Source organism: Variovorax sp. 20P10.2.4 (assembly GCF_058244205.1).
On record NZ_JBZAYE010000136.1, the window covers coordinates 1 to 14,420 of the forward strand.

At 68.3% G+C, this 14,420-nt stretch carries 12 protein-coding genes and 1 pseudogene; 3 read left to right on the forward strand and 10 right to left on the reverse strand.

What is annotated here, in order from left to right; translation table 11 throughout:
- The 4 genes and pseudogenes from AC27VN_RS15415 to AC27VN_RS15430 form a co-directional block, all read right to left on the reverse strand.
- A pseudogene (locus AC27VN_RS15415) lies at positions 1 to 205 on the reverse strand (enoyl-CoA hydratase); the annotation flags it as partial.
- A gap of 61 nt (positions 206 to 266) precedes the next feature.
- Positions 267 to 1,445 (reverse strand): alpha/beta hydrolase family protein, encoded by a 1,179-nt coding sequence (locus tag AC27VN_RS15420; protein ID WP_490877076.1) that lies wholly within the window; start codon positions 1,443 to 1,445, stop codon positions 267 to 269.
- 125 nt (positions 1,446 to 1,570) lie between these two features.
- Positions 1,571 to 3,154, reverse strand: coding sequence for a class I adenylate-forming enzyme family protein (locus AC27VN_RS15425; protein WP_490877077.1), 1,584 nt, complete (start codon positions 3,152 to 3,154; stop codon positions 1,571 to 1,573).
- 35 nt (positions 3,155 to 3,189) lie between these two features.
- Positions 3,190 to 4,011, reverse strand: coding sequence for an SDR family oxidoreductase (locus AC27VN_RS15430; RefSeq protein ID WP_431514047.1), 822 nt, complete (start codon positions 4,009 to 4,011; stop codon positions 3,190 to 3,192).
- A gap of 184 nt (positions 4,012 to 4,195) precedes the next feature.
- Here AC27VN_RS15430 and AC27VN_RS15435 point away from each other — a divergent pair, with 184 nt between their 5' ends.
- Both AC27VN_RS15435 and AC27VN_RS15440 read left to right on the forward strand, forming a co-directional pair.
- Positions 4,196 to 4,888: a glutathione S-transferase family protein gene (locus tag AC27VN_RS15435; RefSeq protein ID WP_490877078.1), complete on the forward strand. Its 693-nt coding sequence runs from the start codon at positions 4,196 to 4,198 to the stop codon at positions 4,886 to 4,888.
- Positions 4,889 to 5,388: 500 nt separating this feature from the next.
- Positions 5,389 to 6,144: a winged helix family transcriptional regulator gene (locus AC27VN_RS15440; RefSeq protein WP_177239475.1), complete on the forward strand. Its 756-nt coding sequence runs from the start codon at positions 5,389 to 5,391 to the stop codon at positions 6,142 to 6,144.
- Positions 6,145 to 6,246: 102 nt separating this feature from the next.
- On the opposite strand, the gene AC27VN_RS15445 is transcribed toward AC27VN_RS15440, so the two are convergent.
- The 6 genes from AC27VN_RS15445 to AC27VN_RS15470 form a co-directional block, all read right to left on the reverse strand.
- Positions 6,247 to 7,221, reverse strand: coding sequence for a fimbrial protein (locus AC27VN_RS15445; protein ID WP_490877079.1), 975 nt, complete (start codon positions 7,219 to 7,221; stop codon positions 6,247 to 6,249).
- Between the two features lie 62 nt (positions 7,222 to 7,283).
- Entirely contained in the window at positions 7,284 to 9,971 is a 2,688-nt protein-coding gene (locus tag AC27VN_RS15450; RefSeq protein ID WP_490877080.1) for a fimbria/pilus outer membrane usher protein, read from the reverse strand.
- Between the two features lie 4 nt (positions 9,972 to 9,975).
- The gene (locus AC27VN_RS15455) at positions 9,976 to 10,785 is read right to left on the reverse strand and encodes a fimbrial biogenesis chaperone (protein ID WP_490877081.1); all 810 of its coding nucleotides are present in this window, start codon (positions 10,783 to 10,785) and stop codon (positions 9,976 to 9,978) included.
- A gap of 184 nt (positions 10,786 to 10,969) precedes the next feature.
- Positions 10,970 to 11,530, reverse strand: a complete 561-nt coding sequence (locus AC27VN_RS15460) for a fimbrial protein (RefSeq protein WP_490877082.1) — start codon at positions 11,528 to 11,530, stop codon at positions 10,970 to 10,972.
- 266 nt (positions 11,531 to 11,796) lie between these two features.
- Positions 11,797 to 12,678 (reverse strand): PhzF family phenazine biosynthesis protein, encoded by an 882-nt coding sequence (locus AC27VN_RS15465; protein WP_490877083.1) that lies wholly within the window; start codon positions 12,676 to 12,678, stop codon positions 11,797 to 11,799.
- A 44-nt stretch (positions 12,679 to 12,722) separates the two neighbouring features.
- Positions 12,723 to 13,898 carry a pyridoxal phosphate-dependent aminotransferase gene (locus AC27VN_RS15470; protein WP_490877084.1) on the reverse strand — a complete coding sequence of 392 codons (1,176 nt, stop codon included), beginning with the start codon at positions 13,896 to 13,898 and terminating at the stop codon, positions 12,723 to 12,725.
- Positions 13,899 to 14,091: 193 nt separating this feature from the next.
- Here AC27VN_RS15470 and AC27VN_RS15475 point away from each other — a divergent pair.
- The coding region (locus AC27VN_RS15475) for a GntR family transcriptional regulator (protein ID WP_490877085.1) at positions 14,092 to 14,420 on the forward strand (329 nt) is incomplete at its 3' end.

The window sequence follows — 14,420 nt, forward strand, 5'->3', positions numbered from 1 at the left end:
GCGCCATCTCGCGGCCCAGGCAGAAGTCAGGGCCCTCGGCCTCGAGCACGATCACGCGGCTGGCGTGCGCCGCATCGAGCGCGTCGGCCAGCGCCAGCGCCATGTCGTTGGTCAGCCGGTTGCCGGCCTGCGGGCGCTGCAGGCGCAGGGTGCTCACCTCGTCGCGCACCTGGTGGACGATCCAGCGCGGGTCGGCCGCGGTCATCGCAGTACCTTCGTGCTTCGCACTGCGGTGCGAGCTTGTTTGGGGCGGCCCGGCACGGCGCTCATGTGCGCTCTCCCGCCGCCAGGCGCTCGGCCATCCAGTCGCATACCAGGCTCAGCGCGGGCTCGGGCCGGTCGAGGTTCACGTGCGCCGCGCCGCCTTCCTCCTCGGTGAACACGCGCAGCTGCTTGTGGCGCGAGCTCACCGCGTCGAGCAGCCGCTGCGCCTCGGAGGGCGGCGCATGGCGGTCGTTGGCGCCATGCACGATGAACAGGTCGCAGTCGATGCGCGCGGCCACGCCCTCGAGGCGGAAGTCCTCGAGCTTGCGGAACGCGCGCTCCCAGTCCGGCACGCCGAGGATGCGCAGGATCTGCTTGCCCGTGGTGCCCAGCGGCGCGCTGTTGCCCAGCTGCGTCGCGCCCTGGCCCGGCACGTAGCCCACGCGCCGCACCATGCAGGCATGGGTGTCGAAGACCGCGCCCATCACGGCGCAGGCCCTGATGCGCTTCTCGAAGGCCACGGCGCGCGGCGCGTAGTAACCGCCCCAGCTCGCGGCCACCAGCCCGATGCGCGCGGGGTCCACGTCGGCGCGGCGCACCAGCCAGTCGACGCAGGCCGTCACCGGCCGCTCGAAGTCGTGGCGCGCGGTCAGGCCGTGCACGCGCAGCGCCGAGCCCTGGCCCGGGCCGTCGAAGGCGAGGGTGGCGATGCCGCGCCGCGCGAGGTTCTGCGCCACGTAGAACATCTCCTCCTTGTTCGCATCGAGGCCGTCCGACAGCAGCGCCACCGGCCCCGGCCCCTCGCGCCCCACGGCGGGCACCAGGTAGGCCGGGATCACGCTGCCCTCGAACGGGATGTCGACCAGCTCGATCGCCGGATCGCGATGCCGGGCGAAGCTCGCGAAGCACGACAGGTGCTTCGCATAGGCCTGCTCAGCGCGCGGGTCGTCGGGGTCGAGCAGGCCCTCGGCCCACTGGTGGTAGACCGAGGCGCGCAGCGAGAAGTCGCTGGCGCTCACGCGATGGCCGCGCGCCAGCGCGTCGGCGGCCGATTGTTCGAGCTGGCGCCCGAGCTCGCTCCAGGCGCCATGCCAGGCCTCGACGTCGCCCGAGGGCTGCACGCGCGCCGCGTCCTTCAGCCGGGAGCAGGCCCAGTCGATCTCGCCGAACAGCCCGCCCGCGGCGATGGCGCGCAGCACGGCAAGGGACCAGCGGTAGTTGTCGGGAAAGTAGAAGAACATGGTCTTTCGGGCGCGGGACCGGTGTCCCGCGATCCCGCCTCGGGTCGTCGATGCGATCGATTGTTCGCGCACCCCTTTCCCGAAACCATGGCTTTGTCCGATAGATGAACACGAGAATGGCGGTGCTATCCCTGCCCCGGCGCGAACAGCTCCAGGTGCCCGCTGCGCAGCTGGAACTTCTGCACCTTGCCCGTCGGCGTCATCGGCAGCGCATCGACGAAGCGGATCGACTTCGGCACCTCGAAGCGGCCCAGGCGCTCGCGGCAGAAGGCCAGCAGTTCGTCCTCGCCGCAGGCTTCGGCGGCGGGGCGCCGCACCACGAAGGCCGCGACCGCCTCGCCCCAGTGCGGATGCGGCAGGCCCACCACGGCCGCGGCGCCCACCGCGGGATGGGCCAGCAGCACCGCCTCGAGCTTGATGCTCGAGACGTTCTCGCCGCCGGACTTGATCATGTCCTTCTTGCGGTCGAGGAACAGCATCTGCCCGTCGGCCTCGAACATGCCGATGTCGCCCGTGTGGTGCCAGCCGAAGCGGCGCGCCGCGGCCGTCGCCTCGGGGTCCTTGAGGTAGCCGAGGAAGACGTTGGGACCGCGATGGACGATCTCGCCGATCTCGCCCGGCCCGAGCAGCCGGCCGTCGTCGTCCATCACCGCGGTCTCGACGCCCGCCACCGACATGCCCCAGCAGTTGCCGTCCTTGCCGGGATGGTCGCTCGCGCGGTAGACCATGGTCGGCGGGTACATCTCGGTCTGCCCGGTGCCCAGGCGCACGTCGGCGCACATCTCGCTGCGGATCTGCGCGAGCAGGTTCTTCGGTATCGGCGCCAGGCCGTACATGCACAGGCGCAGCGACGACAGATCGGTGGTGGGGCGCTGCGGATGCTTCATCAGCGCGTCGTACATCATCGGCAGGCACGACAGCCAGCTGATGCGCTCGCGCTCGATCGCCGCCAGCATGGCCGCGGGATCGAAGCCGCTGGCCAGCCAGATCGTGGCGCCGGTCAGCAGCGCGCCCATGCTGATGGTGTGCTGCGCGCAATGGAACAGCGGCAGCACCGAGCCGACCACGTCGTGCTCGGTGGCCTCGAAGCTCTGCGCGCAGCTCAGCAGCGCGCCATGCACCGAGCGGTGCGAATGCATCACGCCTTTCTGCTTGCCGGTGGTGCCGCTGGTGTACATGATCAGCGCGAGCTCGTCGTCGCCGCCCGGCGCGCCCAGCGGCTGCGCGGGCGCGCGCGAGGCCAGCGCGTCGAAGGGCAGGGTGCCCGCGGCGGCCGGCTGCGGGCCGCCGATCACGACCGTCAGCAGGCCCAGGCGCTCGATCAGCGCGCGCAGCGCCGGCACGGCAAGCAGCGGCGCGTCGATGAAGACGGCGCCGACCTCGGCATGGCTCAGCACATGCTCGATCGCGGCCGCGTCGAGCTGCACGTTGACCGGCACCCAGACATTGCCCGACTTGTGGATGGCCTGGATCGCGCTCAGGTGCTCGATCGAGTTGAGGCACAGGGTCGCGATGCGGTGGCCCGTGAATCCCTGGTCGCGCAGCGCCTCGCCGACGCGCTCGCTGCCGGCGTCGAGTTCGGCGAAGCTGATGCGCCGCTCGCCCTGGATCACGGCGGTCTTGCCGGGATGGCGGCGTGCACCGCGGCGCACGATGTCGGCGAGGGACACGCGCGCGATGGCCGCGCGTTCGGGGTCGATGGTCTGCATGCGAGGGTCTCCTGAAGGGGGGCGAAGCGAAGCGGTCACGGTTCCACGAAGAAGTCGATCAGCGGCTCGACGCCCGGCGTCACGAGGTAGGGCGCGAAGTCGGTCACGCCGGCCTCGCGCAGCACCTGCTCGTCGAGCAGCAGCTGGCCCGTGAGCTCGCGGCTCGGCCGGGTCAGGATGTGCCAGGCGGCGTCGGCCATGATGGCCGGCACGCGCGCCTGGCCCGCCACCTCGGGCGCCGCGATGCGCAGCGCGCTGGTGGCGATCACGGTGCGCGGCCACAGCGAGTTGCTCGCGATGCCGCGTTCGCGCAGCTCCTCGGCCAGGCCGCGGCTCAGCATGCTCATCGCGTACTTCGAGGTGGTGTAGGCCGCATGGCGCGCGAACCACTTGGGGTTCAGGTCCAGCGGCGGCGACAGGGTCAGGATGTGCGGATTGGCGGCCTTCTCGAGGTGCGGCAGGCAGGCCTGCGCGCAGAGGTAGCTGCCGCGCGCATTGATCTCGAACATCAGGTCGTAGCGCTTCATCGGCGTGCGCTCCACCGTTTCGAGGTGGATCGCGCTGGCGTTGTTGACCAGGATGTCGATACCGCCGAAGCGCGCCACGGCGGCATCGACGGCCGCGCGGACCTGGGCCTCGTCGCGCACATCGACCACCACCGCGAGCGCCTGGCCGCCGGCCGCGACGATCTCCTCGGCGGCGCTGTGGATGGTGCCCGGCAGGCGCGGATCGGCCGTCGCGGTCTTCGCGGCGACCACGATGTTGGCGCCGTCGCGCGCGGCCCGCAAAGCGATGGCCTTGCCGATGCCGCGGCTCGCACCGGTGACGAAGAGGGTCTTGGATTTCAGGGAAGGCATGAACGCTCCGGAATCGCGATCGCTCGATCGCGGGATGCGCAGGCTATGCGCGTCGGGCGGGGCGGCGCTTGCGCAGACTGGCTGGCATGGCGGCGCGCGGCAACTCAGCCAATCGACGCAAGGCGCGCCGGCATGCTGCGAGCGACGATCGGCGGGCCCACTCCCGGCGCGAGCCCCGCACCCGATGATCACGCTCTACCACTGCGCGAATGCCCGCTCGTTCCGCGTTCTCTGGATGCTCGAGGAACTGGGCACGCCCTACCGGCTGGAGATGCTGCCGTTTCCGCCACGCGTGCTGCAGCGCGACTACCTCGCGATCCATCCGCAGGGCACGGTGCCGTTGCTGGTCGATGGCGAGATCCGCATGAACGAGTCGGTCGCGATCTGCCAGTACCTGGCCAGCCTGCATGCACCGACGCCGCTGAACGTGGAACGCGACGAGGCCGGCTATGCGCAGTACCTCAACTGGCTGCACTTCGGCGAGGCCTCGCTGACCTTTCCGCAGGCCCTGGTGCTGCGCTACGGCACGCTCGAGCCGCAGGAGCGCCGGCTGCCCCAGGCCGCGCAGGACTATGCGCAGTTCTTCCACGGCCGCCTGCGAACGATCGAGCAGTTGCTGGAGACGCAGGACTTCGCCTGCGCCGGCCGCTTCACGGCCGCCGACATCTCGCTCGGCTACGCCCTGATGCTGGCGCGCGTGCTGGGGCTGCACGAGCGCTTCGGCCCGGCGGTGGATGCGTACTGGTCGCGGCTGAGCGCGCGCGCGGGCTTCGAGCGTGCGATGGCGGTGCAGGAAGAGGCGGCCGCGCGGCTGGGGCTGCCACTGGTGCCGACCGCCGGCGTGGGCACCGGCAGGCGGCCGCGGGCGCACGACTGACCCGCGAGCAACGGATCGTCCGCCGGCTGCCTCGAGACCGGCGGCCGATTCCGACAAGTTATCAACTCATTCGCAACTCGAAGCATTTGCAAATGTTCTTCGCGCGAATGAAAACAAAATTTAAATAAACCCCTTAATTCCACATGCACTTGTACGCTCGCAATTGTTAATATAGATTCAGCAAATTAGCTTTTGAGGGAATATAATTTCCCTCATATCGATCATTTATATAGTTCATAATCACAAGAAATCCACAAAATCCTTATCCGGAGCTCACCCCGTCCAGACTCAAGATTGATAATGCATTGCGATGGAAATGAGTATTCAATCTCATTTTTTAAATTTCATTTTTTATAAACAGGCATAAGCGGCCGAAGCCGCGCGGGGCAGGGGATGAGGGAATCAGCAGCAAGATCAGGTGAGGGCGCATGTCGCGAGCCCGCCGACCTGCCGAGCGTACGCAGCGAGCGCTCCATGCGAGGTGTGGAGGGCCGTGCACCATGACGTCGAGCAAGAACACGAAGCCGTCCACGCTCCAATCCATTTCCTCCCTGGCCCTGATCTTCGGCGACGACCATGAGCGCGGTCCCCTGCGCACCGCGCTGGATTCGCAGGGTTTCACCTCGGCCGCGTTCGATTCGGTGCAGGCCCTGTGGGATTCGATCTCCCTGGGGCGTCGGTACGATGCCCTGGTCGCCTGCGCGGACAAGGCATGGAACCAGCGGCGCTGGGCCAGCTTGCGCGGCATGGTGAAACTGCCGGTCCTGGTCGTCATATCGCGCGATGCGATGAACGTGGCCTCCACCTTCAACGACGAACCGCTCAACAGCGAACGCATCGAGTTCGTCACCGCGCCCGTCAATGGCGCGGAGTTGTCGATGCGGCTGCAATTGCTGCAATCGCGAAAGCAGGCCCCCGTCGATCTGCCGGCCGAGCAGGACCTGGTCTGCGGCGGCTACTACTTCAAGCGATTGCGACGCATCGTGATGGTCGATGGCGAGGAGGTCCGCCTGCAGCCGCGCGAGTTCGACATCGCGCTCATCCTGTTCGAGAACCTCGGCAAGGTCATCACCCGTGAAGAGATCGAAACCCGGCTTTTCGATCGGCTCGCCAATCCCGGCTCGCGCGTGCTCGACGTGCACATGACGCGCCTGCGCAAGAAGCTGGAACTCGGGCCGCACAGGGGGGTTCAGCTCCTCACGATCTACGGGATCGGCTATCGCCTGGTCGTGCTGGGCTCGCCATTCACTTCGTAGCGCCCGCGGCGCTTCTCCATCGCCGCCGCGCTCGGCCCGAAAGCGGCGCGTGGGCAGACGCCACCCGAAGGTGCGCTGCCCACGCGACGAACGCCGACTGTCTCAGCGGTATTCGAGCGTGAAGGTCGCGGTGCCGTCGGCGCGGCCCGGCCGGATCCTCGCGGCGGTCTGGTAGTAGCGGGCCGTGTAGGGCACGTCGTAGCTGCCGTTCTTCATCGGGCCGACCTGCATGCCCTTGCCGAAGCGCACCGGCTGGGCATCGCCACCCAGGAGCTGGATGCCCACGCCCGTCGCAATGCCCGCGCCGCCCTGCGTGATCCTCAGCACCCCCTGCCGGTTCGACGGGTCCTGCGTCGCGTCCATGCGCAGGTCCACCCATTTCTGCAGGTTCGGATTCGCCTGGCACCGGAGCTTGATGCTGAACCTTCGATCGCCCGTCGTGGAGTCCATCCCCTTGAAGTTGCTGAGCGACACACGCCCGAATTCCACCGGGATGTTGCGCGAGCCCGCATCGACGGAGCACGACGGCGTGATGATCGTGATGCCGCTGACATCCCCCGAGAGAATGGTCGTCAACGCCGACCAGTAAGGCTCGCCATCGCCGTAGTAGCGGGTGTAGGTTCCGCCGGCCAGCGAGCCGCTGCCGGTGCTGTCGGCCGTCTTGATCAACTCCACCTGGAACGACGTGCCCGCAGCCAGTTGACCGGTGCCACTGGGGGTTGGCATGGTGTGCGGGTAGTAGACGAGAAAGGAGCCGTCAACGACGCGCGAGAGCCGGATGCCGATGCCCTGCACTTGCGTGGAGTAGACGTTGAAGAAGCCCGGTATGGGCGAGCCCTGCAGCACCGTTCCGTAGACATAGCCGCCGCCCCGACAATTGAACATGAGATCGCCGGTGCCGCTGACCCAGATGGGAAAGCTTTGCGTCTTGATGGTTCCTCCGACCGCCAGTCCGTCGGGAACGTAGACGTTTCCCATGTTCATGTAGACGATGTGTTCGTACGCGCCCGGATAGCGCACGCACGCTGCCCATGCGCCCTGCATGCCCGCCAGCCACAGCGTGGCGAGGAGCAGCACGAGGCGCGACACCTTCCACCCAATGGCCGCCGCTCGATGGTCGGATCGACGATGCCAATTTCTCATTCTTTCTTCCTCTCGGCGTTGATGTCCGCATCGCACTGCCCCGCGATCTCGCGGATCGGCGGCGGACTGGTTTCTTCGGGCAGCGCGTAGGACACGCTGCATCGGTCGCCCGTGCGGCGGCCCCAGATCACCGTCAGCGTCCCGGCCGACTCGGCCCCGCTGACGAAGGCCTGGCCATCGGGACCGACGATGCCCATCTCCTGGCCCGCTTCGTTCTCGATGCGCGAACCGAAGGGCATGGGCTCGCCGTTGCCCCGCGTCAGCGTCAGCATCAGCCGATGGCCCACCGAGGTCTCGAAGGTCGCGCGCACCACGGCACCGCGCGTGGGGACCACCTCGGTCGCGGCGTTGCGGACCTCCACGGTGTCGCCGAGGTCCTGCGTGCGCACGGCCAGGCGGTTGATCCGATAGGGCGAAAGGTTGGAGACGACGGCGATGCCTGCGCCATCGGTCGCCACGCCGGGTTGCGATTCGATGCCCACGCCCGAGGCCTTGGGCAGATGCACCAGGGCGATGGTGTCGCCCAGCGGTTGCGCCAGGGTCAGGCCATCGCCATGCAGCAGCAGCCCGCCCGCCATGCCGAAGGTGGCTTGCCGATGGCCGGAACTCTGCGAAATCCCGCCCTCGAAACGCCCGATTCTCGACAGGTAGCTGAGGCTCGCATGACTGGTCGACCCCTGCGCTTCGATGCGGTTTCCCGACAGGTTGTAGGTGAGGCGGGCGTCCTCGAGCGCGGTGCCGAACACGCTGGCCTGATGGCTGGTGCCGCCGTTGCGCTCGTGCGATACCGAATACTGGACGCTGGCCGCGGAGCCGCCGAGCGGAACGCTCAACGTGAACATGATCTGGTTGTTCGGCGCACGACCCTGACTGGTGCTGCGGTTGTAGTGGATGCTGTAGCCGAACTGCTTGAAGCTGCCCGAGTAGCCCATCTGCACCAGGCTGTCCTTGGCGCCGGTTCCCCAATAGCTTTGCTGACGCGCCGAAGCGAACACCGAGCCCCAGTCGCCCAGACGTTGCGACAACTCCAGCCGCAGTTCGTTGCGGCGGTTGTGAAGGCGTTCCAGCGGGTCCAGTCCCTGCATGTCCGCGGCCTCCTGGAAGGTGCGGTAGCCGCTGGTCGAATAGCGATAGCCCGCCACGCGCACGGTGGTTCCCGCATCGAAGGCCTTGGCATACAGGAACCGCACCGATTGGCCGTTGTAGTGCTGCTCGGCCAGCAGCGGCGTCGACACCGAGGCACGCGCGGCCGACAGGTCGGCGGACACGGCACCGAAGGCGCGCATGTTCTTGCCCACGCCCGCCATCGCCGACAGGTAGCGCCCCGAGGCGATCAGCCCGCCGTAGACGCTGTAGCCGTTGCCCAGGCCACGTGCCACCGTGCCCTGCGCGAAGGTCGGTTCGGCACGCGATGACCGCTGCCAGGCCCGCAGCAACGACAGACCGCCATCGCGGAAGTCGGGCGCGAAGGACAAGCTCTGGCCGCGCGCGCTGCGGTACTTGCCGAGCGTGGCCGAATAGCGCCATGTGCCTTCGCGCAGCAGCGTGGGCACCGCGGAGAACGCCTGGATGTAGCGGGTCTCCCGGCCATCGGCCTCGACGATGCTCACCTCGAGGTCACCGCTCGAGGCCGTGGGATAGAGGTCGTCGATCACGAAGGCGCCCGGTGCCACGAAGGTGCTGTAGATGGTGTAGCCGTTCTGCCGCACCGTGATGCGCGCATGGGTCTGTGCAATGCCGCGGATGGTGGGGGCGTAGCCCTGCTGGCTGTCGGGCAGCATCGATTCGTTGGTGGCCAGTTGCACGCCGCGAAACGCAATGCTGTCGAACAGGTTGCCGGGCGTGCTGCCATCGCCGATCAGCAATTGCGCCTGCAGCGGCATCAGGTCGCGCTGGGCATAGGTGTTGACGGCCTGCCATCGGCCCGCGCCATCGATGCCGCGGTTGTAGGTCGAGAAATGGCGAAAGCGCCAATCGCCGAGGTTGAAGCCGCCGCGCAAGCCGACGAACAGGGTGTCGCGCCGGGGCTGCCTGTCGGGCCCGGGGAAGGGGTTGCCGTCGAACACGCTGCGCGGCGTGGCGAAGGGGTCGGCGCTGCGACGGTAGGCGTCGCCACCGTAGCGGGCGACGTTGACCTGGTAGTCGAGCATCCCGGCCGTGATGCCCCGGTCCCACATGCCGGGGTCCACGGCCCCGCGCGCCGAGCGCTTCATCGCCGCCTGCGGGATGTCGATGCGCAGGTGCATCTTGTCGACGTCGTAGCCGAAAGAGGCTTCGGGAATGGCCGTGCCCAGATCGACGCAGGCCTCGTCGGCCAGCGCCATCAAGGCCGGGAACACCGCCACGTTGACGCCCCATGCATCGAGCATGGCGCGCGTGAGGCAGGGCTCGGCGTCGTTCCTGCCCTCCTTGGCGTCGAAACGGATCGTGGCCTGCCCGGCGCGTCGCTCGTTGAGCGAGACATCGACGGTGTACGAGCCCGGCAGCACGCGATTGCCGAAGGCGAAGAGCGACAGGTCGGCATTCTGCTGGTCGCCACCCACGCCGAGGAAGCTCGGATTGAAGGACGACGCGGCGAACTGCTGCGCCATGACGGGAGCGCCCCACGCGCCGAGCGCGGCGGCGCACAGGCCGAGGCGAAAGGGCACGCGTGCGCGCACCCGCAGGGGAAGAGTGCGTGTCATGGTCTCAGCGCTGCGCACCGCCGCTGGACGAAGCCGCGAGCGCGCGAGCCGGCTCGGCCTTCAAGGGCACGGGTTCGGCGCCCTCGGGCACCTTGACGAACTCCTCGGGCGATTCGCTGCCGTAATCGTTGATCGTGGTGAAGTTGATCTGCACGGCCCGCGGCGCCTTCAGCGTCTGGATCGGAAAGCTCAGCTCGCCGAACGGCGGCACCATGCCCGCGTCGAGTTCCTCCTGGTCCTTCCCGTCGGGGCCCTGCCCCTGGTTGACCGTCAGCTTCAGCAGGGTGACGTGGAAGGCGCTCGCATTGCCGACCTTGAGCACCGCGCCCTGGCCTTGCGCCGGTGCGCTCACCGTCCACTTGAGCAGCGCGCGCGCCTCCGTGGCCGAGCCCGGCAGGCCCGTGGGCCGGTAGAACAGCTTGAGCCGGCTGCGTATCGCCACCTGCAGCACGTTCTCCTGATTCGGCGTCTGGGGAATCTCCTTGACGTTGAGCCAGAACGCCGACTCGCGATCGGCCGGAAGCTCGCCGCCGACACGCATGATGCGCAGCAGGTTTTCCTTGCCGGGATCGAGCCGCGAGAGCGGCGGCGTGACGACCAGCGGGGTCTTGCTCCTGCCATCGCCGGCATCGACCCAGGCCTGGACCACATAGGGCGAGGTCCCGGTGTTCTTCATCGGCAGGGAGGTTTCGCGCTGCGTCTCGTGGAGGATCACGCGCGTGCCGGAAAGCATCACGCTGGCGCTCGCCGGCCCCTGGAGGCAGAGCATCGCGAGGATGCCGAGCGCCCACCGAATTCGTTCATTGCTGCACATATCTGTTCCTCGGCGCGACCCACGTCGACGACGCGCGCGCGCAAGCACTCCGATGCGCCGGCAGCGGCGCCTCAAAGGAAAAATCAACGGAAGATGAAGGCGCGAAAAGAGCGCGGCATTGCACCGCGGGACAGCGCGCCCATGACGGCATGAGGCCGCGAGGGCCTCATGCCGTGGTGCCTAATTAGTTATAGGCGACCGTGAATTGCGCGGTGCCATTGGCCGGGCCCGACTTGAGCACGGGATCGGCCGGGGAACCGCCCGTCAGCGGCAAGGTCGAGACATAGCGCGCCTGGAATTGCAGCTTGTTCGTGCCTTGGGCCAGGGCGTATTCGCGCGAGGCCGAGCCCAGCGCAATCTTCTGGCCTTCCCAGTCGCCGATCTGGATGCCCACACCCTGGGCCGCCGGCGTTCCGGTGCCGGAGCCATCGATCGCCACCAGATCCACGTTGCGGCTGTCGGCCGTGCCCGAGAAGGTCACCTTGGCCTTGTTGCTGCCCGCGGGGCAATCGGCCAGGTTCAGGGTGAACTTGGCCGGGGTGGAACCCGTTCCCACGGTCGGAAACGCGGTGCGGCTCACCTTGCCCAGCGGCACGGTCAGGTTCTGGCTGTCGGGCGTCAGGGAGCAGATGCTGTCCGTGATTTCGCCGGTGAAGTTGATCTGGCCATCGGCGGCCAGGGCCGCCTGGGACATGGCGGCGACGATTGCGATCGCAGCGAAGCGAGAGATGATTTTCTTCGACATTGTTTACCTTAAGAATGAAAACAGGAAATTGCCTGCAAAGCCAATTGCAGACAGCCGAGATCCTATTCATTCATTCATCTTTATGGGTCGCGTCGAAAAACAAAACCGCGTAATACGATTAATTCTCCAAGTCAATCCTTAGAATCATTAGCAGGCGCTAATTCAATTAAAAATCAGCTCCGCAGCTTATAGATTTACAGGCGCGTGTTCCGCAGTGCTCGTCGACGCAGGACGCGCCAATCCGCTGGACGGCGCGCCAGCCAGCGCTACAGCGCGAGCGTGCCTTCCACGCAGCTCACGCAGGCACCGCCCACGCGCACCTTGCCGTGGGCATCGACGCGCACCTTCACGCGCCCATCGCGTCCCACGCAGCGCCCCTGCGCGGCCACGTAGGCGATGCCGTCGGGCGGCAACAGGCCGCGTTCCCACTGGAAGGCCGCCGCGCTGGCATTGCCGCTGCCGCAGACGGGGTCTTCCTCGACCCCGCTCGAGGGTGCGAAGGCCCGGACCTCCATCGCCACCTCGCCTTGCGCATAGCGGCCGTACACGATGAGGCCGGTGACGCCGAGGCGGCGCTCGAAGGCCGCGAGCCGCGCGAAGTCGGGCTGCAGGTCGATCACCGTGGCCGCGTCGGCCAGCGGCAGCACGACCCAGCGCGGGCCCACGTCCACGATGGCCGGCGCGGCCTCGGGGTTCGGCTGGCGGCCCAGGATGCGCCCGAGCTCCGCGAGGTCGTCGGCCGCCAGCGGCGCCAGTTGCGCGGAGGGCAGGGCGAAGGCCAGTTCGCGGCCCTCGGGGCCGTCCTCCACCGTCACGTCGACGAGGCCGACACCGCACTGCTGCACCAGCCGGCCGCCGTCGCGCAGCGTGCCGCGTCCGGCTTCGAGGAAGGCATGCGCGCTGCCCAGGGTCGGATGACCGGCGAAGGGCAGCTCGTTGCGCGGCGTGAAGATGCGCAGCCGATAGTCGGCCTCGGGCACGGTGGGCGGCAGCACGAAGGTGGTCTCCGAGAGATTGGTCCAGCGCGCGATGGCCTGCATGGCCTCGATGTCCAGGCCGTTGGCGTCGAACACCACGGCCACGGGATTGCCGGCCAGCGGCGTGGCTGTGAAGACGTCGACCACGGTGTAGCGATGGGGTTGTTTCATGCGGGGCTCCAGGGGATGTCGTTGCGTGGGTCAGTTTCGTGGATTCACTTCGCGGCGGCGTCCAGCACCGCCGAAAGGGCGGACAGCGCGGGCGCCAGGCGGTCGGGCGGCAGGTAGCCGAAGCCCAGGCGAAAGACGCGCTCGCTCTCGCCGAACCATGCGCCCGAGGCCAGTTGCAATTCATGCCCCGGCAGCAGTTGCCAGAAGCGCGCGACTGCGTTGTCGTCGAAGCGATCGGCGCGCAGGCGCAGGCAGCACAGCGCGCCGCCGTCCGGGCGGATCCATTCGATGCGCTCGCGCTCGGCCTCGCACCAGGCCGCCAGTGTCGCGAGGCCTTCGGCGAGCAGCCGGCGGCGCGGCGCGAGCACGGGTTCGCGATGGCGCAGCAGCGCGGTGGCCAGCGCCTCGTCGAGCACCGAGCCCGAGATCACGGTGTTCATCTTGGCCACGACCAGCCGCGCGCGCAGGTCCGCATCGGGCACCGTGAGCCAGCCGGTGCGCAGGCCTGGCGCGCCCAGCGCCTTCGACACCGAGGCGCCCGTGACGATGCACGGATGCAGCGCGGCCAGGCTTTCCGGCACGGCCTCGTCGCCGTAGCCGGCCTCGCGGTAGGTCTCGTCGATGAACAGGATGGCCTGCGGCGCCTGGCGCTGCAGCAGCGCGAGCAGTTGCTCGATGGCGGCGCGCGGCGTGCGCACCCCGCTGGGGTTCTGCGGCGAGGCGAGGCTCACCAGCCTCGTCTTCGGCGACAGGCTGGCCGCGATCGCGTCCAGGTCGAGCCGGTAGCCGTTCTCGAAGCGCAGCCCGACCTCGCGCACGGTGACGCCCGCGCCGCGCAGGCAGTCGCGGCTCGGCGGAAAGCAGGGCGTCACGAGCACCGCTTCGTCGCCGGGCCGGCAGACCTCGAAGGCCAGCAGGAACAGCCCGAGCGCTGTGCCCTGGGTGGTGACGATCTGTTCGGCCGGCACGCCGCAGGCCTTGGCGATCTCCTCGCGCAGTTCGACCGAACCGGCGGAGCGGCCATAGCCCAGCTTCAGGCCGCGCAGGGTCTCGAGTCCGGCCATGTCGAGCACGTCGCCGACCGTCAGATCCTGCGAGGTGCTCTCGGCCAGGTTGAACGGCCGGTTCACGTCGAGCAGGGAAATGATCTCGTTGTAGGGAAAGCGGCCGCGCCACGCCGGCTGCGCCGCCGTGGGGGCTTCGTGTTCAAGCACTGTCATTCGTTTCCAGGTCGCCCGGGTGGGAGGGTCATCCAGAGCCCGGGGCGTATCGGGCAGCAGGGAATACGGGCCATGCTAGTGATCGCCGGGCCATCGGAACAGCCACAATTTTCGTGAATTCGGACCAGTACAGTTCGCGTGCCTTCGGAAGCCGGTTCGCCCACAATCGAACCTCGTCATGCACGAGCCCCTCATGAACACAGGCACCCTTCAGCGCAACAGGCAAGCGGCCGGCAACGTGCCCGCACCCCATCGCTACGAGCAGCTCGCCGAGCTGATCGTCGACACGATCGACAACGGCACGCTCGCGCCCGGCGAGCGCCTGCCGTCGGTGCGCGCCGTCAGCGAGCAGCACGGCATCAGCATCTCGACGGTGCTGCAGGCCTACCGCCTGCTCGAGGACCGCGGCGTGCTGGTCGCGCGGCCGCAGTCGGGCTTCTACGTCGCCGCCACGCAGGGCGGAACGCTGGCGCTGCCCTCGGCCTCGCGCCTGCGCTCGAGGGCCTCGACCGTGTCGATCAG

Excerpts from the sequence above, each read along its gene's own strand:
- AC27VN_RS15470 (WP_490877084.1), bottom strand. The coding sequence starts at position 13,898 with ATGACAGTGCTTGAACACGAAGCCCCCACGGCGGCGCAGCCGGCGTGG.
- AC27VN_RS15420 (WP_490877076.1), bottom strand. The coding sequence starts at position 1,445 with ATGTTCTTCTACTTTCCCGACAACTACCGCTGGTCCCTTGCCGTGCTG.
- AC27VN_RS15430 (WP_431514047.1), bottom strand. The coding sequence starts at position 4,011 with ATGCCTTCCCTGAAATCCAAGACCCTCTTCGTCACCGGTGCGAGCCGC.
- AC27VN_RS15440 (WP_177239475.1), top strand. The coding sequence starts at position 5,389 with ATGACGTCGAGCAAGAACACGAAGCCGTCCACGCTCCAATCCATTTCC.
- AC27VN_RS15455 (WP_490877081.1), bottom strand. The coding sequence starts at position 10,785 with ATGTGCAGCAATGAACGAATTCGGTGGGCGCTCGGCATCCTCGCGATG.
- AC27VN_RS15450 (WP_490877080.1), bottom strand. The coding sequence starts at position 9,971 with ATGACACGCACTCTTCCCCTGCGGGTGCGCGCACGCGTGCCCTTTCGC.
- AC27VN_RS15465 (WP_490877083.1), bottom strand. The coding sequence starts at position 12,678 with ATGAAACAACCCCATCGCTACACCGTGGTCGACGTCTTCACAGCCACG.
- AC27VN_RS15425 (WP_490877077.1), bottom strand. The coding sequence starts at position 3,154 with ATGCAGACCATCGACCCCGAACGCGCGGCCATCGCGCGCGTGTCCCTC.
- AC27VN_RS15460 (WP_490877082.1), bottom strand. The coding sequence starts at position 11,530 with ATGTCGAAGAAAATCATCTCTCGCTTCGCTGCGATCGCAATCGTCGCC.
- AC27VN_RS15435 (WP_490877078.1), top strand. The coding sequence starts at position 4,196 with ATGATCACGCTCTACCACTGCGCGAATGCCCGCTCGTTCCGCGTTCTC.